Annotated in this window: 18 protein-coding genes and 2 tRNA genes; 11 read left to right on the forward strand and 9 right to left on the reverse strand. The window is 68.1% G+C overall.

The annotated features are described in order from the left end of the window. The first annotated feature begins 24 nt into the window (after nt 1–24). The 8 genes from AC07VM_RS03595 to AC07VM_RS03630 all read left to right on the forward strand — a co-directional run bounded on the left by AC07VM_RS03595 (nt 25) and on the right by AC07VM_RS03630 (nt 8899). Nucleotides 25–1086, forward strand: a complete 1062-nt coding sequence (locus tag AC07VM_RS03595) for an iron-siderophore ABC transporter substrate-binding protein (protein ID WP_494909998.1) — start codon at nt 25–27, stop codon at nt 1084–1086. A gap of 8 nt (nt 1087–1094) precedes the next feature. Beyond that, a complete protein-coding gene (locus AC07VM_RS03600) occupies nt 1095–2168 on the forward strand; it encodes a FecCD family ABC transporter permease (RefSeq protein ID WP_267415729.1) in 1074 nt (357 codons plus the stop codon). Continuing rightward, a complete protein-coding gene (locus AC07VM_RS03605; protein WP_494909999.1) occupies nt 2165–3268 on the forward strand; it encodes a FecCD family ABC transporter permease in 1104 nt (367 codons plus the stop codon). Before AC07VM_RS03600 ends, AC07VM_RS03605 begins: the two co-directional genes overlap by 4 nt. Nucleotides 3269–3279: 11 nt before the next feature. Then, the gene (locus AC07VM_RS03610) at nt 3280–4068 is read left to right on the forward strand and encodes an ABC transporter ATP-binding protein (protein WP_267415731.1); all 789 of its coding nucleotides are present in this window, start codon (nt 3280–3282) and stop codon (nt 4066–4068) included. After that, entirely contained in the window at nt 4065–5702 is a 1638-nt protein-coding gene (locus tag AC07VM_RS03615) for an ABC transporter transmembrane domain-containing protein (RefSeq protein ID WP_494910000.1), read from the forward strand. The genes AC07VM_RS03610 and AC07VM_RS03615 overlap by 4 nt, the downstream gene beginning before the upstream one ends. Continuing rightward, the gene (locus AC07VM_RS03620; RefSeq protein ID WP_494910001.1) at nt 5695–7488 is read left to right on the forward strand and encodes an ABC transporter ATP-binding protein; all 1794 of its coding nucleotides are present in this window, start codon (nt 5695–5697) and stop codon (nt 7486–7488) included. The genes AC07VM_RS03615 and AC07VM_RS03620 overlap by 8 nt, the downstream gene beginning before the upstream one ends. After that, nucleotides 7485–8375, forward strand: a complete 891-nt coding sequence (locus AC07VM_RS03625) for a siderophore-interacting protein (protein ID WP_494910002.1) — start codon at nt 7485–7487, stop codon at nt 8373–8375. The genes AC07VM_RS03620 and AC07VM_RS03625 overlap by 4 nt, the downstream gene beginning before the upstream one ends. A gap of 332 nt (nt 8376–8707) precedes the next feature. Further along, entirely contained in the window at nt 8708–8899 is a 192-nt protein-coding gene (locus AC07VM_RS03630; RefSeq protein ID WP_494910004.1) for a hypothetical protein, read from the forward strand. Nucleotides 8900–8926: 27 nt separating this feature from the next. Here the strand turns inward: AC07VM_RS03630 and AC07VM_RS03635 are convergent. The 5 genes from AC07VM_RS03635 to AC07VM_RS03655 form a co-directional block, all read right to left on the reverse strand. Then, nucleotides 8927–9002 (reverse strand) — tRNA-Thr (locus tag AC07VM_RS03635). A 92-nt stretch (nt 9003–9094) separates the two neighbouring features. Further along, nucleotides 9095–10585, reverse strand: coding sequence for a YopA family protein (locus AC07VM_RS03640; protein WP_494910005.1), 1491 nt, complete (start codon nt 10583–10585; stop codon nt 9095–9097). Between the two features lie 120 nt (nt 10586–10705). Continuing rightward, on the reverse strand, nt 10706–11698 hold the full coding sequence (locus AC07VM_RS03645) for an Abi family protein (protein ID WP_494910746.1): 993 nt from the start codon (nt 11696–11698) through the stop codon (nt 10706–10708). Between the two features lie 571 nt (nt 11699–12269). Beyond that, nucleotides 12270–12632: a hypothetical protein gene (locus AC07VM_RS03650; protein ID WP_494910006.1), complete on the reverse strand. Its 363-nt coding sequence runs from the start codon at nt 12630–12632 to the stop codon at nt 12270–12272. A 106-nt stretch (nt 12633–12738) separates the two neighbouring features. Beyond that, nucleotides 12739–13539 (reverse strand): DUF8453 domain-containing protein, encoded by an 801-nt coding sequence (locus tag AC07VM_RS03655; RefSeq protein ID WP_494910007.1) that lies wholly within the window; start codon nt 13537–13539, stop codon nt 12739–12741. Nucleotides 13540–14331: 792 nt separating this feature from the next. Here AC07VM_RS03655 and AC07VM_RS03660 point away from each other — a divergent pair. Continuing rightward, complete coding sequence (locus AC07VM_RS03660; protein WP_494910008.1) at nt 14332–14553, forward strand: tyrosine-type recombinase/integrase; 222 nt, start codon at nt 14332–14334, stop codon at nt 14551–14553. 54 nt (nt 14554–14607) lie between these two features. Here AC07VM_RS03660 and AC07VM_RS03665 read toward each other — a convergent pair. Then, a tRNA-Met gene (locus AC07VM_RS03665) sits at nt 14608–14683 on the reverse strand. Between the two features lie 87 nt (nt 14684–14770). Then, nucleotides 14771–15757 (reverse strand): helix-turn-helix transcriptional regulator, encoded by a 987-nt coding sequence (locus AC07VM_RS03670; protein ID WP_494910009.1) that lies wholly within the window; start codon nt 15755–15757, stop codon nt 14771–14773. Nucleotides 15758–15820: 63 nt separating this feature from the next. On the opposite strand from AC07VM_RS03670, the gene AC07VM_RS03675 reads away from it, so the two are divergent. Both AC07VM_RS03675 and AC07VM_RS03680 read left to right on the forward strand, forming a co-directional pair. Next, the gene (locus AC07VM_RS03675) at nt 15821–16876 is read left to right on the forward strand and encodes an ABC transporter ATP-binding protein (RefSeq protein WP_494910010.1); all 1056 of its coding nucleotides are present in this window, start codon (nt 15821–15823) and stop codon (nt 16874–16876) included. Further along, entirely contained in the window at nt 16873–17652 is a 780-nt protein-coding gene (locus AC07VM_RS03680; protein ID WP_494910011.1) for an ABC transporter permease, read from the forward strand. The genes AC07VM_RS03675 and AC07VM_RS03680 overlap by 4 nt, the downstream gene beginning before the upstream one ends. 80 nt (nt 17653–17732) lie before the next feature. Here AC07VM_RS03680 and AC07VM_RS03685 read toward each other — a convergent pair whose 3' ends face one another. After that, nucleotides 17733–19127 carry a DUF6716 putative glycosyltransferase gene (locus AC07VM_RS03685; RefSeq protein ID WP_494910012.1) on the reverse strand — a complete coding sequence of 465 codons (1395 nt, stop codon included), beginning with the start codon at nt 19125–19127 and terminating at the stop codon, nt 17733–17735. Beyond that, entirely contained in the window at nt 19124–19996 is an 873-nt protein-coding gene (locus AC07VM_RS03690) for an N-acetylneuraminate synthase family protein (protein ID WP_267415738.1), read from the reverse strand. The genes AC07VM_RS03685 and AC07VM_RS03690 overlap by 4 nt, the downstream gene beginning before the upstream one ends. Nucleotides 19997–20065 lie beyond the last annotated feature (69 nt).

Genomic DNA, 20065 nt, shown 5'->3' on the forward strand with positions numbered 1-20065 from the left:
CTCCCCCCTTCCCGAAGGAGAACCATGTCGCTCGCTTCTGCGCGCCCGAAGATCCGCCGAGGCTCCGCCCTCGTCGCCGCGGCCGTCGCCGCCGCCCTCACCCTCGCCGGGTGCTCGTCCACCCCCGAGGACTCCAGCTCCTCCTCCGCCGCCGCGGACGGCGTGGTGATCGAACACGGCCACGGGAAGACCGTGATCCCCGAGAAGCCGCAGCGCATCGTCACCCTCGGCTGGATGACCTCGGACATCGTCGCCGCGCTCGGCACGAACCCGGTCGGCATGGAAGAGGTCTGGGGCGCCGGCGAGAGCGGCTACCAGCCGTGGTTCGAGGACTACGTCACCGAGGAGTACGGCGAGACCCCCGAGATCATCCCCTTCCTCGAGGACGGCCCCAACTACGAGGCCATCAAGGAGCTCAAGCCCGACCTCATCCTGAGCCTCTACTCGGGCATCTCCGACATCGAGTACGAGCGCCTGACCGAGATCGCCCCGACCGTCCCCTACATCGAAGGCCCCTGGAACCCGGGCACCTGGGAGGACATGACCCGCACGGTCGGCAAGGCGCTGTCGGAGGAGGAGAAGGCCGAGGAGCTGATCGCCGAGACCGAGGAGCAGGTCACCACCCTCGCCGGCGAGCACCCGGAGTTCAAGGACAAGACCTTCGTCTGGGGCCTGACCCTGAACGAGGGCGGCACCGACCTCGGCGTGTACCTCGAGTACGACCCCCGCGTGCGCATCACCGAGGCGCTCGGCTTCACGTCGACCTCGGCGATGGACAGCTTCCTCAAGACCGCCGAGGGCGACAACTGGTACACGGGCGTGAGCCTCGAGAACCTCTACGACGTGGAGGCCGACCTGTTCGCCGCCTGGGGCGGAAGCGCCGACGAGGGCACCTACACGGTCGAGAACAAGGTCGTGTCCCGCTGGAACCCGATCGCCAACGACTCCTACGTGATCTACGCCGACGACGCCGAGGCCTCGGCCATCAGCGCGCCCACCGTGCTGTCGCTCAAGTACATCCTCCCGAAGTACGTCGACGACCTGGCCGCCGCGCTGCAGGGCGAGCCGACCATCACGGGCAAGTGATCCGAGAGATGTCCCCGGCGACGGAAGACGACGTGGACGTCTCGCACACGGATGCGGGGAGTCGTGCAGACGACTCCCCGCATCGCAACGGGACGCTCGTGGCCGGTCTGGTCCTCTCGGCCGTGGTGCTGGTGGTCGCCGCCATCGCCTCGCTCGCCGTCGGCAGCCGCGCGATCGACCCGATCACCGTGCTCCAGTCCCTGTTCTCCTACGACGACGAGAACCCCCTGCATCTGATGGTCATGGAGCTCCGGGTTCCGCGCACCCTGCTCGGCATCGTCGTCGGTGCCGCCCTCGCCGTGTGCGGCGGGCTCATCCAGGCCTTCACGCGCAACCCGCTGGCCGACCCCGGCATCCTCGGGGTGAACGCCGGAGCATCGTTCGCCGTCACCTTCGCGGTCGGCGTGCTCGGGCTCACCACCCCCGGCGCCTACGTTCCCTTCGCCCTCGGCGGAGCCTTCGTCCTCACCATGCTCGTCTACATCCTCGGCTCGTTCGGTGCCTCGGGCGCGACCCCCATGAAGCTCACGCTCGCCGGTGTCGCCCTCGGTGCCGCCTTCACCGGCTTCACCACCGCGATCGTGCTGCGTGATCACAGCACCCTTCAGGTCATGCGCTTCTGGGGCGTCGGCTCGATCGGCGGACGCACCCTCGATCAGCTCACCTGGGCCGTGCCGCTGATCGTGACCGGCCTGCTCATCGGACTCCTCTGCGCCCGCTCCCTGAACGCCCTCGCTCTGGGCGACGATCTCGCCCAGGCGCTCGGCGCGCGCGTGCGCGTGACCCGGGTGCTGGTCATCATCGCCGTCACGCTGCTCGCCGGCACCAGCGTCGCCGCCGCCGGCCCCATCGCCTTCGTCGGACTGATGATCCCCCACGTGGTCCGCTGGTTCACCGGGCCCGATCAGCGCTGGGTGCTGACGTACTCCCTGATCATCGGTCCCGCGTTCCTCCTGTTCGCCGACATCCTCGGCCGCATCGTGCTCCCGAACGGGGAGATGCGGGTCGGGATCGTCACCGCCCTCCTGGGAGCACCCATCCTGATCCTGCTCGTTCGCCGCAAGCGGGTGAGCGGACTGTGAGCATCGACCAGAAGCCGGTCACGCTCCCGGACACCGCCTCTGCGCCCACCGCGTTCACCCCCGTCGACCACGGACGCCGCCTGTTCCGGATCGAGACGTCGCGGATCGCCGCCCTCGTCTCCGTGCGCGCCGTCGTCGTCAGCATCGTGCTCGTCGTGGTGATCGTCGCCGCGGGCCTCGCCTCCATGACGCTCGGCGCCTACGAGGTGGACTTCCCCTCGGTCATCCGGGCGATCGTCGACCCCGCATCCGACCCCGACATCCGCCAGGTCGTGTTCGAGTGGCGACTGCCGCGCGTGCTGTTCGCGGTACTGTGCGGGGCCGCGCTCGCGCTCGCCGGCGGCATCTTCCAGTCGCTCACGCGCAACCCGCTCGGCTCCCCCGACATCATCGGCTTCGGGATCGGCGCCCAGTTCGGCGTGACCCTCGTGATGATCGTCCTCGAGCTGAACACCTACATGTTCAAGGCGGCCGGCGCGCTCGTCGGGGGCCTGTTCACCGCACTGCTCGTCTACGTGCTGGCCAACAAGAACACCATGTCGTCGTTCCGGCTGATCATCGTCGGCATCGGCGTCTCCGCCGGACTCGGGTCCCTCACCTCCTGGATCCTGATCTCTGTCAGCGTCGAGAAGGCGATGATGGCGGCGACCTGGGGCGCGGGCTCGCTCGCCTCGCTCGGCTTCGACCAGCTGGTCCCCGCGGCGATCGTGTTCGCGGTCGTGACCCTGCTCTCCCTTCCCCTCGCCCGGACGCTTCCGGTGCTGGAGATGGGCGACGACGCGGCGACCGCCCTCGGCATCAGTCCGGGACGCACCCGCCTCGCGGCGATGGTGTTCGGTGTGGCACTGGTCGCGCTCGTCACCGCCGCCGCCGGTCCCATCTCCTTCATCGCCCTCGCCGCCCCCCAGATCTCCCAGCGCCTCACCCGTTCGAACACCCCGATGGGCACGGTGCCCGTGATGCTGACCGGCGCCGCCCTCGTCGTGGTGTCCGACGCGGTCGCCCAGCTGCTCGCCGTGCCGGTCGGCGTGGTGACGGTCTCGGTCGGCGGCCTCTACCTCGCCTGGCTGCTGGCCGCCCAGTACGCGCGCCGCACCTGAAAGGAACACCCATGACCACTTCGCTGCTGGCCCGCGACATCACGCTGGGCTACGGAGAGACGCCCATCGTCTCCGACCTGTCGCTCGAGGTGCCCGACAACTCGTTCACGATCATCATCGGACCGAACGCGTGCGGCAAGTCGACCCTGCTCCGCGGATTCGCCCGCCTGCTGCGTCCGACCACCGGCACCGTCCTGCTCGACGGCGACGAGCTGCGCTCCCTCAAGCCGAAGGAGGCCGCCCGCAAGCTGGGGCTGCTCCCCCAGTCGTCGATCGCCCCCGACGGCATCACGGTCGCGGACCTCGTGGGGCGCGGACGGTTCCCGCACCAGAGCGCCCTGCGCACGTGGAGCAGCGCCGACGAGCGCGCGGTCTCCGAGGCGATGGCCGCCACCGGCGTCACCGACCTCTCACGGCGCCTGGTCGACGAGCTCTCCGGCGGGCAGCGGCAGCGCGTCTGGGTGGCGATGGCCCTCGCCCAGCAGACCCCGCACCTGCTGCTCGACGAGCCGACGACCTTCCTCGACATCGCGCACCAGATCGATCTCATGGAACTGTTCGCCGACCTGCACCGCAGCGGCACCACGCTCGTCGCCGTGCTGCACGATCTGAACCACGCCGCCCGCTACGCGACGCACCTCGTGGCGATGCGCGACGGGGCCATCGTGGCGCAGGGCGACCCGCGCGAGATCATCACCGCCGAGCTCGTGCAGGCCGTGTACGACCTGCCGTGCAAGGTCATCACCGACCCCGTCTCGGGAACCCCGCTGGTGCTCCCGCTCGGTCGGCGGACACCGTGACGGCCACGCCGCGGAGGCTCTTCGGGATCGCGCTGAGGTCGGATGGGCGAGGCGTCGCCCTCGCCGGAGCGACCGCGCTGCTCGTCGTGCACGCCCTCGCCGAGGCCACGATCCCCGTCATCATCGGAGCGACGATCGACCGCGCCGTGCTCCCCGCCGACCCGGTCGCGCTCGCGATCTGGATCGGGGTGCTGGTCGGCACGTTCCTCGTGCTGACCGTGAGCTACCAGTCCGCCTCCCGACTCATGGTGTCGATCTACGGCTACGGCGAGCAGGCGCTGCGGCACCTCACGCTCTCCCGGATGCTGCGCCCTCGGCTCTCGCGCCGCACGGTCACTCCGGGTGAGGCGCTCACGTTCGTCACCTCCGACACCTACCGCGTGGCCGGGGTCGCCTGGTCGGTGGCGCAGCAGTGCTCCACGATCGCCGCCATCATCGGAGCCGGCTTCGCGATGCTGGTGATCTCGCCCGTCGCGACGCTCGTCGTGTTCGGCTCGACCATCGCGATGATGCTCGTGATGCAGGTCGTGTCGCGGCCGCTGGAACGCCGAGGCTTCGTCGAGCAGCAGGCGGCGACCGAGGCCGGGGCCGTCGCCGCCGACTTCATGAGCGGATTCCGGGTGCTGGTCGGCATCGGTGCGCGCGAGGAAGCCGTGCGGCGTTACGTCGCAGCCAGCGACACCTCCCGCCGCGCCGCGACGGCCGCGGGTCGCTCCCTCGCCTCCTACGAGGCCGTGAGCGGCACCCTCGCCGCCGTCGCGACGACCGCGCTCGCGGGCATGTCTGCGTGGTTCGCCGCGGAAGGACGCATCAGCATCGGCGAGCTGGTGACCGTGCTCGGACTCGCGCAGTTCATCAGCGGCTACCTCGCGTACGCCGGGTCGTTCCCCTCGAACTGGATCCACAAGCTCGCCTCCGCCAAGCGTCTCGCCGAGGTGATCGACGCCGAGGATCTGCTCGATGCGCCCGCGGCCTCGTCCGCTTCGGTCGGCCCGGCGGAGGACGTCGTGCTGACCTTCCGGACGGGCTCCACCTCCGCGCCCGTCGAGGTGCGCGAGCGCGAGCTGCTGGGCATCCGTCCCGCCGACAGCGACACGGCTCGCGCCCTCTCCCGGCTCCTCGGTCTGCGCACCCGGCCCGACCACGGCCTCGTCTCGCTCGCGGTCGACGGCGAGCTGCGCGACCTGACCGACCTCGATCCGGTGGAGTACCGCCGTCGCGTCGTCGCTCCGCCGCACGGGCAGACGATCGTGAGCGGCTCCCTGCGCGAGGCCGTGCGCGGCCACGGCGCGGAGGAGCTCCCGCACGCGCCGTTCATCGAGATGGCGGCCCTGCACGACACCGTGGCGCAGGTCGGCGGCTGGGAGTCGGAGGTCGGCGAGGCCGGACGACGGCTCTCGGGCGGACAGCGGCAGCGGATCGGCATCGCCCGCGCCCTGCACGCGGATGCCGAGGTGCTCGTGCTCGACGAGCCCACCTCGGCCGTCGACGCCATCACCGAGGCGCACATCGCCCGCGCGCTCGCCGAGCACGACGAGACCGTGATCGTGATCACCACCTCGCCCGTGCTCCTCGGCGCCTGCGATCGGGTGGTCGACCTCCCCTCCGAAGGATCGGACGCACGCCATGAGTGACCAGACCTCGACGACGCTGCTGCCGATCGCCTCCAGCACCCGGGTGCGTGCGGTCGTGGGCGGGCTGCTGCGACAGCACCCCGGTCGCACCGCTGCCGTGGCCGCGCTCTTCCTCGCGGCATCCGGTCTCGGCATCGTGATGCCCGCGTGTCTGGGGCGCATCGTGGATGCCGTGTCATCCGACGCGGGCTTCGCGACCATCGCCGGGTGGGTCGCCGGCGCGGGTCTGGGCGCCATCGGCGCGGCCGTGGTGATGCTGTGGGCGGTCCGCGTTCTCACCGGTCTGGTGCAGGACATGCTCGCGAGCCTGCGCGAAGACGTGTTCGCCTCGGCGATGCGGCTTCCGGTGAGCTCGGTCGACGACGGCGAGAGCGCCGACCTCCTCTCCCGCGTCACCGGTGACGTGGATGCCGTGGCGGAGGCCGGAGGGAACGTGGCTCCGACGCTGCTGTCCGCGGGTTTCGCGATCGGGGTCTCCGTGGTCGCGCTGACCGCTCTCGACCCCTGGCTGGCGCTGGCGGGCATCGCCTCGGCGCCGTTCTACCTCCTCGGGACACGGGCGTTCCTGCGGAAGTCGCGCGTGGTGTTCCGCGAGGTGCGGGTCCGGGAGGCGGCACGCAGCCAGGCCGTGCTCGATGCGGTCGAGGGCATCGAGACCCTCACCGCCTTCAACGAGCAGGAGCAGGCGCTGGAGCGCGTGCGCGAGCGTGCCGAGGCCTCGATCAGCATGCAGATCGAGGGCGTGCGAGTGACGAACCGGCTGTTCCGGTGGATCAACGGCGGCGAACTCGTCGGTCTGGCCGCGATCCTCGGCACGGGATTCCTGCTGCAGTCCGCCGGCGCGATCACGGTGGGAGCGGTCACCACGGCGGCGCTGCTCTTCCACCGGCTGTTCGGCCCGGTCGGACAGCTGATCTTCGGACTCAACGACATCCAGCGAGCGGCGATCGGACTCGCGCGTCTCGTCGGGGTCATCGACCTCGCTCCGGCATCCGTCGCCCGCGAGACGGCGCCCGATGCCGCGCTGTCGTCGTCCGCCGGGATCGAGGTGCGCGAACTGACCTTCCTCTACCCGACCACGGGTCGCGGCATCAGCGACGTGACGCTCCAGGTCGACCACGGAACCACGGCCGCGCTGGTCGGCACGTCCGGATCGGGCAAGAGCACCCTCGCACGGGTGATCGCCGGGCACCATCCGCCGACCGCGGGCAGCGTGCACCTCGCGTCGAGCACGGAGGCCCCCTACTACCTGTCGCAGGAGCTGCACCAGTTCCGCGGGACGATCGCCGACAACCTGCGGCTGGTCGCTCCGCAGGCGAGTCACGACGAGATGGTCGCGGCACTGCAGGCGGTCGGCGCGCAGTGGGCGGTCGAGGCACTGACGATCGAGATCGACGACTCCTCCGCGGAGCCCGCCGTGCCGATGGACGAGGGCCGCATCCAGCAGCTCGCCGTCGCGCGGGCGTTCCTCGCCGATCCGGACGTCGTGATCCTCGACGAGGCCACCGCCGACGTCGGCCTCCACCATCGCGAGGCCGTGGAGGAGGCGATCGCCGCCCTGCGCCGAGGACGCACGGCCCTGCTCATCGCGCACCGCCTGCAGCAGGCCGTCACCGCCGAGCAGATCATCGTCTTCGCCGACGGCCGTGCGACGCAGCGCGGCACGCACGACGAGCTCCTCGCGACCGACGGGCCCTACCGCGACTCCTGGCTCGCGCAGACCCGCAGCACCTCCCACCCGACCCCCACCGATCCATCCCCCCACGAAGAGACGGAGACTCCGTGAGCATCCACCGCGGCATCGTCAGCAGCACGACCACCCTCACCCCGACCCTGGTCCGCATCACCCTCGGCGGCGAGGGCGTCGCCGACTTCCTCAGCACCGGCATCGGGGACGAGTACGTGCGGGTGTTCTTCCCGCACGGCGACGACCCGGAGGAGGTGTCGCTGCCCGTGCCCGCGGGCGACTGGTGGGAGACGCCGGAGGGAGCACCCGAGGCTCCGATGCGCACGTACACGATCAGCGGCGTGCGCCCGGATGCCGGCGAGCTCGACATCGACTTCGTGATCCACGAGGCGGGCGTCGCCGGCCCGTGGGCCGCGCGTGCGGAGCCCGGCCACGTGCTCGGGCTGAACTCGCCGACCGGCCTGTACTCGCCGCCGGCGGGCATCATGTGGCAGGTGCTCGTCGCCGACCTGACCGGGCTTCCGGCCGTGGCGCGCATCATCGCCGAGGCGCCGGAAGGCGTGCGCACCCGGGTCGTGCTCGAGGTGCCGAGCGAGGCGGACCGCATGCCGCTCGAGGTGGGCGCCGATGTCGAGGTCACCTGGGTGATCGGCGGCAACGGCCACGGCCCCAGTGCGCTCGGCCCGCTCGTGCGCGGCATCGTCGACGACCGGCTGTCGCTCGGCGAGGGCTACGTGTGGGTGGCCGGCGAGACCGTGGCGCTGCGCGACGTGCGCAAGTACCTGCGCAAGGAGCTCGGCATGCCCGCGACCCGGTTCAAGGTCGTCGGCTACTGGACGCCGGTCGCCGCCTGGGACGAGAAATTCGCCGCCCTGCCCGAGTCCGTGCAGAAGGAGTTGGACGCGATCTGGGCCGACGCCGAGGGCGACGAGCCGGAGGACGTGCAGGTGCGCTTCGAGGAGCGGTTGGATCAGCTCGGTTTGTGAGTCCCGGCGGTTCCTCCGCTCGGCAGCTTCTCTCTGCTCCCGTCGTACTTTCTGTCGCTCGCGGAGCGCGGGCGCGACAGAAAGTGCGACCGGAGCAGGAGGGGCGCGGGCGACGGGCGGGTGGAGGGCTATGGGCTCAAGGTCTACCCGGAAAAGCGAAAGGCCTCCGAGGTTCCCGGAGGCCGAACGCCGATCGAGCATTCCCCATCCATTTGCTTCAAACCTATTTGACGCTCGGTTGTTCCGCCAGACCGGCACGCCCCGCTCAAGCAAGCGCCTCTTCGGGAGCCTCCCCGGTCGACATCGACGCACCCGACTGACAGGGTGGAGGGATGCGAGGCAACGGAACCAGCACCAGCATCCACTGGGGGCTGCTCGCCTTCGGCGCCCTCTTCGGGATAGCCTGCGCGGTGCTGATCCTCACGGAGGTGCTGAGCCCGACCCTATGGTTCACCGTCGCCGCGATGGCCTGTCTGGTGCTCTCTCAGGCGCTCGTGATCCGCACGAAGCGGCGGAACCGCTGACGGTTCCGCCCGACGGCTGACCTGAAGTGGACGCGACGGCGGGAGTCGAACCCGCAACGCCATCAGGTACGAACTGAGGCCCTTGACCGCCCGGATCGCCGCGATGGAAATGAGTGATTTGCCCCTGACAAGGGATGCCCCGGCGACATGTCCAACCGCGGGCATGGAACCAGACGAGGCATAGGTGAACTGGGTTTACGCCGCCCCGTTCGCCCCAGCCCACGGGACTCGATGTCCGCTTCCAGCGCTGCGGCTGCTCGAGCTCAAGCCGAGGTACGTGCCGTCGTAGCCCACGAGAAACAGCACACACAGCAGAAGAACATCTGTCGCGAAGAAACCGGCCTCCGCCCATTCACGTGGATCGCGTTGCACCTTGCGGCGCTTTCCTGGGTGTTCGACCTCATTGCGCAGCGTGACAATGCACTTGACTGCGTCGACCGCAAGTTCATCAGAACCATGAAGCGCTAGTTGGACCTTTTCGAGGTGCCGCAGGCTCACTGGAATGTCCGGAGGCAGTCCGATTTTCAGCAGCATCGCCCGGATCCTGTCCGCGGCACCCAGCTTCTCCATCGCCGCCCGTGAATGTCTTTCATTGCTCGGCGCAAACGAGACAAACCACTCTTCCGCAAGGAGCGATATCGCTGCCACCGGGAGCGATACGCGCAGCTGCACCGTACTTCTGTGCGCCGAGAGCAAGTACCCAATGGCCAGTTCTACGAGCTCCCAGAGCCCATCCGAACGCCGAGCGACCTTTAGACAACAACGAATGAGTGCACCGAGTGAGGCGGCCCCATCGGCTTGATCAAACCAACTGAAGTCGGACTCGCGACGATCAATGACGCGCTCACGACCCCAGCGCGTCCACAGCGGCTCTGCACCGAGCCATCCAACGGGCAACACGCATGCCGTCGCGCGGCCAAGGTAGAGACTCAGCGCTGTCTCCACCACACGAATCACGTCAGATGCAGACGACGAGGTGAACTCGGACCCGTCGGACCTTCTGACTTCTCCAACGTGAGTGATTGTGTGGGCTGCGGTTTCGCGCTGATGCTTAGAAAGTTCTCGCTGACTGGCGTCGGTGCGGGGGTCTATCCGGATAGACCATCCGTCCGCCTCGACGACAGTGACCCCGAACCTCATTCTTCCCGCGTCGCAGATGCTGAGGCCATCGTCGACCCAGCGACCGTTAGGAACGAGGAAGCTAAGTCGATCTAGCCGATCTCCGATTCCGAGCTCGGCCGGACCGACGTGATGTCCGGCGATTCGATGGCCGGGGGCAGGCGTTCCATCGTCTCTCGTGGACACGACGGCAGAGGGTACAGGTGGCGCTGGTACTCGCCTGCGATCAGGTAAGGACAAGCACGACGGGACCTCCCAGCCGGGATCGTCGGCGAAAAAGGCCTCGAGGCCGAGCGTGCCAACATTGCTGAGATCAGCGACAGACCGCCGTCCCGAAGCGAGCGGCTCTGGGTGCTTCCGCGTTTCGAACCGGATCTCGCCGTCCCACGCCTGATCGTTCAGTACGAACTCACCACGAAACAACGAAATGCCGGCCTCCTCCTGCCCTAACGGCGGAGGATAGTAGAGATGACGAATCGGGGTCCAACTGTTGTGCCTCAATCCAACGGGTTGCCCGTCCTGACGACCTGTTGGGTACGCGTGACCGCATCTCTCGTAGTCAAACATGGAACCAGCGATCCCTTCACTCTTTGTGCTGCAATCAGCTCAACCCAAAACGGCAACCACGATTTCAATCACGCGATACAGAACGCCCGCATGGGCCACTCGACACGACGCAGCGCGCTCTTACTCAGCTGCGCCGTCCGCCTTTTTCCAGAGTTGGAGATCGCGCCACCCTTCGGGGAACCCCATCGTGTTCTCAAGCGTCATGCCACCGACATTGCCGAGCTTTTTAGCTTGAGTCGGAAGCGCCGACCATGCCCAGTTACTCGACGGGTTCACCGCGCGCTCAAGGTATGCAGTCAGGGCGATCAAAAGATAGATCTTCTGACGCCGATCATTATCAAGATCGTTGAGATGGTGCAGGTGGTCGGGGGCAACCTGAGGCGAGAACTTCGGCGGCACGTCGACCGTGGCGCGGTTCCAGATCCTGTTGCTATGCGCGCAGTTATTGCGGAAGATGTTCAGCGCGCGCAGCCATCGATAGAGCGTGTCCGAGCCGTTGCCTTTTAGACCCAGCTCATAGGCAATCTTCTTCCGGTCACGAGCATCCATTAGCGAGTACAGCCGGATCAGACAGCCGAAGTCCATGAAACCGGTCGCTACCCAGATTGGAATCTCGCCGCCGTAGTGCAGGATGTGATGTTTGACGTATTCCTCATCCTTCGCATCCTTGCGGAGCTTCTCGTAGCGCTGCACCCATGCCTTGTGCTCCGTCATCCCTTCCTGATTGATGCGCTGGCAAGCGGTTGCGTCGAGATGCTCCACTTGGAGGTGGCCGTCGCCGGCTCGCTTGCCGAGGGTATAGCCGAGCTTCGCCGCAAATCCCACCTCGATCTCCTGAAGCGCCTGCAATAGCACCGCCCGGAGCCTGCGATCGAACTCGTAGAGATGGAGAGCATCCTCCAGGCGCGCCCCCGACCGGAAACTCGCGGCGCGAGGGCGGTTGGCGAAGATGTCTTCCTCAGACGGCGGTTCCCTGAACGGGTATGTGTACGCCGAAAGCCGGTAGTAGCCGATCCGCTTCAGTGCCGCAATCGCACCCGGACGGTCAGCGCTCGTGAGGCCACGAGCAAGCATCTTTGCGAGCTGATCGTCATAGGGGAGATGAGGTTTCACGCTGTCCAACGCCGGAAAGAAGAAAACCAGCCCATGTTGTCTCGGCGACTCGAGAGTCAGTGAGCGACAGAGGGGCTGGTGTTTATGCGACCCACGCTACCCGCTGCTTAGACATCCTCAAAGCTAGCTAGGAATTCTCATGACTTTCTACAGCTTCTCGCAGTCTCAGTTATAGATCCCCTACAGCTTTGCGCTTAGCGTTCTCGGAGGGGCACTCATCGAGTCTGCTAGGCATCTCAGGACTTGTCCCGCGATGCGCGGCAGAACGAGGCGCTGGCATCTCCGAAACACGTCACGGCTCGACGCAGGAGCATCGACAAGATCCGGCATGCCCTGCCTTCTCAAGACTGAGGGTGTGACGGACGACTTCAAAGTGGACGCGACGGCGAGAGTCGAACCCTACGCGGACGCGAGTGATGGTGTAGCGCCCGTCGCTTCCTCTCGTGATTGCGGCGTTCTGCGACTACCCGAGCACGAGACGTCTCCGCTCAGTTCCCGCGGGCTGTTATCACTGTGTTATCAGAAGGTGGTTGCAGGGTTCCCAGACGATGCGGAGCCACCTACAGCGCCATCACTCCTGATCTGGTCCACCACGCACCGCGCCGCCAGCTGCACCGAAGTTCTTCGCCATCCCACCCATGAGCTGAGCGGTCAAAGCGTCCGTGATGCTCTTCGCACTGGCCTGCCGTTGCTGCTCAGCACTCACCTGTGTGTCAAGCAACCTAGTAATCCGGTCATCCACGTTGGCCTTGATGTCTTGCACGATCCGCCGTGTCTCCGCCGACTCAGTTCGAATCGCGTCGAGCGCCTTTTCCGTGCGCGTCTCAGTCTGCTTCGCCAATTCCAACTGCTGCTTTGACATCCATCCCTGCCACACAGCCACCAACACCGACACGACCGCGATCGCAACCGCGGCAATCGTCCACCCCTCCATAGGGTCCTCCTTTGCTCGACGCTCAGCATACGATCGGTCACACCTACGCGCGCACGCGTGAGGCGCGTACGCGTGTGCGGCAAGGAAGCTACTGCGCTTGCGTCTGTTAGCGCCGCCCGCGCATACGACTCCGCAACCTCGGACGCCCTACAGGCGTGCGCGTCGTCTTGACGGCAGACGCTGGGAGGTGAATCTTCATGGAGAGGTCACGCATCTCTCGCACCAGCCCCGGCATACCGACGAATGGTTCACGCAGACTTTCAGTCATGAACTGGATGTCTTTGGAAATCCGTTGAAGAGGGTCCTCCTCGACGGGCGTGAACCCCCAGGGCGCCATGTGGAGAACGAAGTCGTCACTGAACTCTTCCGAGCGCTGCAAGTCCGTATAGGCGGCGCTGACAGTGTATTCAGCGGGGACTGCCTTACTATTTAGAGCCGCTTTCCCTCCGTCAAAGGGGTATTTCAGCTGCTGGTTCGGGGCGAGCATCTTGATCGTTGTTACCCCGTTAAACAGCTCGTTCAGGTCGTCCGGAGTGGGGAGAGTGACGATCGTGCCTGCTCTCTGAAACGGTGGGGAAACGGATAGGCGTACGTCCCGCGCCGCGGACGCTCCTATGTTCCGGATCACGATGTACACGACGTTCCGACTTTCGGTGTCAGCAAAGTTCCTCGCGCTGAAAGCTTCGAAGCTGTACTCCACGACGATCACTGGTCGAGAGATTGCCCTGTTCGAGGCGGTGAGGAGTTCGTTCGATCGCGAGAGTTCCTCGTTCGACTGCGCGAGGCCACTTAGTTGCTTCCATGCGACGTAGAGCAACACTCCAGCAACGATCAACGCGACTAAAGCCCACCACGCTTGCCACTCGGCGGCCGTCGGCCACCCGTCCCAACGCCACCATTCAGACATGAGCCGGAGTCTACTGGGACCACTGGCGACAGAAGTCCCGCGCAGCCCTCCGAAGAAGACCCCACCGCCGCGCGCCTCAGTATCCGTATTTAAAAAGTGCAGGTTGGCCTGCGCGAGCTCCCTGGCCCGCTGACGCACCTTGAGCGCTCCACCGCGCGCCTCCACCCACTCCATGTACGGACGATCCCGAGAGGGTTCGGCGTCCGTCTGACACTGACGCCGGCCTCGTCGATGCGCGTGCCCACGATCGCCACAGCCTGCCCAACCAGGCTCTCGAGATCGAGATCGAGGTCTAGATCGCGATTGCGCTCCTCTCGGCCGCGTACCGCCAAAAGTGCAGGCCGGTGACTCGTGGCACGTGATTGACGATCTCGATCGTGATGTCGAGACATCGAAGCCTCACGTGTACCTCGCACGGGCAGGTCGACGCACTCGCGGACGCCTCGGGCGCCTCGGCACGTTGATCTACGTCGCGGCCTACACGGGCTCGGGTGGGGTTAACTCACGGGGCCTAGGGTTCGGGGCGTTGACGCCCTGAAACGTCGACTGAGCGTCCAGGAGAACGCCGTGAAGGTCGGCGCGGACATCCATGTCGGTACACCCAAGTCCGACGAGCGCCGCACCGTCCCCACCCCGCGTTCCTGCCAGTGCCGAGAGCCAGATAGTGCGAGGGCAAGCCTCACGACGCCCTGCTGTTCGGCGAGTGACTCGTACGCCTGCCGCGGCCGCGCACGAGCGAAGGCTCCCGCTCCTGGGTTTGTCACCGCCCTCAAGGATGCCGGACTCCCCCGCATGACGATCCAAGACCTCCGCCACACCGCCGCGTCGCTCGCAATCTCGGCCGGCGCGAACGTCAAAGCCGTGCAGCGGATGCTGGGCCACAAGCCCGCAGCGATGACTCTCGACGTCTACGCCGACCTGTTCGACGACGACTTGGACGCGGTTTCAGATGCGCTCGATCAGGCTCGTGCGGCGTCAAGGGTTGCCAAAGCGTTGTCACGGCGCGACGCCTGAGCACCAGAGAAGCCCCGCAATCCCTGATTTCTCAGGGCTACGGGGCTTCTAACTTGGACGCGACGGCGGGAGTCGAACCCGCAACGCCATCAGGTATGAACTGAGGCCCGGGACCGCCCGGATCGCCGCGATGGGAATGACGTTACCCGGCCGTGATCTGACCCGCCAGGACCGTTCCCTGGGATAACCCTATGAGTCTGAGGATGACGGATGCCGGTCACCCGGCGTCATCAGGCACCGGGGCATCGAGGGCGCGGAGCAGCCGTCCGACGGCCTCTCGCAGCTCGCTCCGATGCGGATCCGCCAGAGCGACCGTGTACTCGACGCCTTCGGGAATCCAGAGCAGTCCGTACATGGCCTCGCGCCAGTCCGAGCCACCGACGGGCCATCGCGTGTGGTCCTCTCCCACCGCCGTCGCGCCCTGAGACCACGGCCCGAAGCGCTCCTGCATGTCGGTGAACGGCAGCTCCATCACGGCGGCCGCCTCCACCTTTTGCGGCGACCACGACGAGGCGATCAGCACCCGTTCCTCGATCTCCTCCTCCGTGATCTCGCGCCGCGTGAACAGCACGCGCGTGTGCTCGACGGCGGCGATGCGGTCGACGCGGAATGTGCGCCAGTCCTCGCGGTCGAGGTCCCAGCAGAGCAGGAACCATTTGCGGCCGGCCGGCGCGAGGGCGTGCGGCTCGACCCGGCGGACGCTCTCCCGCCCTTCCCCGTCGACGTACCGCAGCCGCAGCCGCTCGGTGTCGCGGGTGGCGAGGGCGATCTCCCCGAGGACCTCGGGCGAGACGACAGGGCCGTCCCCGATGCGCGGCGCCTGCACCGACGCGGCGAGCGCGTTCACCCGCTGTCGCAGCGCCGAAGGGAGCACCTGTTCCAGCTTCGCCAGTGCCGTGAGCGTCACATCGGGGCCGCCGACCAGCTGCTGGGTGGCGGCGACCCGCAACCCGATCGCCATGGTGACCGCTTCGTCGTCGTTGAGCAGGAGGGGCGGCACGGCGCTTCCGGCCTCGAGCCGATAGCCACCAGCCGAGCCGGGCGTCGACTCCACTCGGTACCCGAGCTCGCGGAGGCGATCGACGTCACGGCGCACGGTGCGCTCGGTCACGCCGAGTCGGGTGGCGAGCTCGTTCCCGGGCCAGTGCCGGTGCGTCTGCAGCAGGTTGAGCAGAGCGAGTGCACGGGAGGTGGTGTCGGTCATGCGTTTCAGATTGCCAGACGATGCGGACAGGAGCTGTCCGCATCGATATCTACGCTCCTTTCCATGAACGAATCCCTCATCGAGACCGAAGGCCTGACCAAGGTCTTCACCGTCAAGAAGACACCGGTCCACGCCGTGACCGATGTCTCCTTCACCGCCGTGCGCGGAGAGCTCGTCGCCTTCCTCGGCCCGAACGGCGCCGGCAAGTCGACGACTCTGCGGATGCTGACCACCCTGATCCCGCCCACCTCGGGGCGCGCGACCGTGGTCGGGCACGACATCCGCACCGACTCCGCCGGGGTGCGCGCCCGCATCGGCTACGTCGGTCAGCTCACGAGCGGCAGCTTCTCGCAGCGCGTGCGCGACGAGCTGCTGAGCCAGGGCGCGTTCTACGGCATGTCGCGACGGGACAGCGCGCGGCGGGCGGACGAGCTCATCGAATCGCTCGACCTCTCCTCGTTCGCGACTCGCAGCGTGCAGCAGCTCAGCGGCGGGCAGAAGCGCCGGCTCGACATCGCGCTCGGCCTCATGCACGCGCCGCCGCTCATTTTCCTCGACGAACCTTCAACGGGGCTCGACCCGCAGAGCCGGGCGAACCTGTGGGAGCACATCCTGGACCTCCGGACCCAGCACGGCACGACGGTCTTCCTCACCACGCACTACCTGGAAGAGGCCGACCGCTACGCCGAGCGCGTGATGGTGATGGACAAGGGGCGCATCATCGCCGACGACGACGCCGCTTCCCTCAAGGCGACGCTCGCCGGCGACGTACTGACCTTCGGATTCGCGGATGCCGCCGAGGCGGCGAGCGCCCGTGCCGTGGTCGCCCGCCTCAGCCCCGCCGAGGTCACGGTCGACGACGCCGAGATCTCGCTCGCGGTGCAGGACGGCGACCGACTGCTACCGGTGGTCGTGCGCGAGCTCGATACTGCCGGTTTCCTCGTCCGACGCGCGACGGGAGTGCCGCCCACACTCGACGACGTCTTCCTCGCTCTCACCGGCCGCACCCTGCGCGACGCCGGAGAAGGCTCGGACACCGTGGCCGACGCATCCGAATCCGCCATGACGCCCGGGAGCAGCCCCGCTTCCGAGAACACCACGACAGGAGTCCGCTCATGACCGCCAACGACACCCTCGTACGCCCGAACCTCGCGCGCGACACTCGGAACGTGCTGACGCGCGAGCTCAAGCCCGTGCTCCGGGATCCGTTCACACTGATCTTCAGCCTGCTGCAGCCGCTCGTCTTCCTCGGGCTGTTCGCTCCGCTGCTGATCGGCGACTCCGGACAGCCGGCCGGCGAGACCCTGGCCTGGTTCGTCCCCGGCGTGCTGGTGATGATCGTGCTGTTCGGCACCGGCGCGACCGGGTCGAACCTCCAGTACGAGATGATGACCGGCTCGCACGAGCGCACCCTCGTCGCCCCGCTCGCCCGCTCCTCGCTGCTGGTCGGGCGTGCGCTCAAGGAGATCGCGCCGATCGTCGTGCAGGCGCTGGTGATCATCGCCGTCGCCTGGCCGTTCGGCTTCGCGGCCGACATCCCCGGACTGCTCATCGGGCTCGCACTGCTGGCCGTGTTCGGGGTGGGCCTGGGTTCGCTCTCCTACGCCCTCGCACTCGCGACGAAAGACCGCGAGTGGTTGTTCTGGGGCGTGCAGCAGTCGCTGATCTTCCCCCTACTGATCCTGTCGGGGATGCTGCTGCCCCTCGACGCGGCGCCGGACTGGATGCGGGTCGTCGCCTCCGTCAACCCGGTCAACTGGGTCGTCCAAGCCGAGCGCGCGCTGTTCGCCGGAGACCTCGGTGACGTGACCGTGCTGTGGGGCTGGGTCTCGGCGCTCGCCGTCGCGGTGGTCGGACTGGTCGTCGGGGTGCGCGCGATCCGTCGCAGCAACTGAGTCGGAGGCGGTGCGGTGCGGCGGGCGAAACCCGGACGCCGTGTCGCACCGCCCACGGGCACCGACCCGCACCCGCCCGCTCAGCGCCGGATCGAGTCCTCGAACGGGTTCGGCTCGAGCGTGTAGTCCGTCGAGGCGTCGGACCAGGTGTCTCCGCCGGCCGGTGCCGTGCGCCGACGCAGCGCGGCGAGCGCCCGCGTCGCCGGAGCGCCCACCGCGAGCGCGACCGTCCCGCGCACCGTGCGGTCCTCCGCCCCGAGCACACTCGCGCGGTGCCAGGCCTCGTGCAGCGATCCGCCGCGGGGCGCGGGCACCCGTCGGGCCGGCAGGGCGCCCGAACGGCGCAGAGCCACCAGCTGCTCGACGCGCTCCCACCAGGTCGACTCCGCCTCCGGGTGGAAGTAGTTCTCGCGCAGCCAGTCCGGATGCGGATGCCGGAAGCGCCCGGCCACGACCTCGCTCCGACCGCCGAGCAGCCCGCTCCCCACGAACACCGTGTTCAGCAGGCTCTTGCTCACTCCGAACGAGTCGAGGGCGATGACGGGCACCCCGAGGGCGGTGGCCTCGATGGCGGCGGTCGAGCTCACCGTGACCAGTCCCGCGGCCGTCTCCAGCGACGTGCTCATCGAGTCGTACGAGAAGACGAGGTTCGCGGGCAAGCGCGAGGGCAGCAGCCCCGCGTACGGTTCGCGCTCGAGGTGCGTCTCGGACTCCCCCGGCCGTGATCGCAGCTTCACCACGACGCGACGGCCAGGCTCGGCCTCGGCCGCTCGGACGAGAGTGGCTGCGACCTCGGCGCGCTCCTCGCGCGCGACCGGCACGAGAGCCTGCGCGGCGAAGACGATGTCCGTCGCCGGAGGCCGGACCGGCGCGATCGAGGCCGGGCGGTCGGCGACGGCGACGGCGACACCGCCGCGCGCTCCGAAGGCGGCATCCACACGGGCCCGCTCCGGGTGCAGCATCCGCTGCCGCCGGCGGGCGAACGGCAGGGTGGCGAGCGCCACGGGGGTCTGCACGCCGATCCGACGGCCGAGCTCCTCGAACGCCCGCACCTCGCGATGCGAGTGCACCACCAGCAGGTCGGTGTGCCGGCGGTAGTCCAGCGCCCCGCGCTGTGCGGGGATGGCCATGCCCGGCAGTCCCGAGACCGTGACGGGCCGATGCTGCAGCGCGTCGATCACGCGCCCCATCAGTCGCACGAACGGTCCGCGTCCCGCGAGGAGGACGACGTCGGGGCGCTGACCCTCGAGCCAGGCGGCGGCCTCCGCGAACCCGATCCGGGTGACGTCTTCGGCGCCGAGTGTCGTGCCGGCGAGGGCCGTGCGCTCCTGCGCCGGGCTGGCCGTGAGCGGCGTGTGCACGAGCAGCAGGTGCGGGCGCAGTCCCGGCACGGAGCTGAGCAGCGACGCCGCCCACTTCACGAACGAGTCGGCGTCCGCGATGGCGACGACGCGGATGCCGGGGGCGGTCGTCATGCGGAGATGCGGCGCAGCTTCGCCATCGGCGCGCGCTCGCTGTCGAACACCCGCTTGACCCCGTCACCGGTCGCGCGCTCGATCACCCGGATGTCGCGCACGAGGTGCTCGAGGCCGGTCGGCTCGAGGGAGGCTGCGTGGTCGGAGCCCCACATCGTGCGGTCCAGCGTGATGTGGCGCTCGACGGCGACGGCTCCGATGGCCACCGCGGCGAGGGAGATCTGGAGTCCGCGCTCGTGCCCCGAATAGCCGACGGGCACGCCGGGGTAGCGGTCGCGCAGTGTCGCGATCACCCGCAGGTTCGCCTCCTCCGGCTCCAGCGGGTAGGTCGAGGTCGCGTGCATCAGGACCACCCGGTCGGTGCCGAGGGTGTCGAGCGCACGGTCGATCTGCTCGATGGTCGACATCCCGGTGGAGAGGATGACGGGCTTGCCGGTCTCACGCAGGGCGACCAGGAGCTCGGTGTCGGTGAGGCTGGCCGAGGCGACCTTGTGCGCCACGACGTTGAGGTCCTCCAGGAACTCGACGCTCGGAACATCCCACGGCGACGCGAACCAGTCCAGGCCCAGCATCGTGGCGTGGTCGCCGATCTCGACGTACTCGTCGCGGCCGAACTCGACGCGACGACGGTAGTCGAGATAGCTCATGACGCCCCACGGCGTCTCACGCGGAACGTCGCGCATGTGCTCGGGAGTGGAGATCTCCGGCGTGCGCTTCTGGAACTTCACGGCGTCGGCGCCGGCACGGGCCGCGACGTCGATGAGCTTCTTCGCGATGTCGACGTCGCCGTTGTGGTTCAGGCCGATCTCCGCGATGACGTAGGCGGGACGCCCACCGCCGATCACGCGTGATCCGATGCTGACAGTCATGGTTCCTCCGGTCGTCGAGCGTTGGTGCAAACCCCTCCCTCCTGACTACGGGCCGAGGATGAACACCGC

The sequence above is a fragment of the Microbacterium sp. GW821-FHT01D02 genome (genome assembly GCF_059422585.1).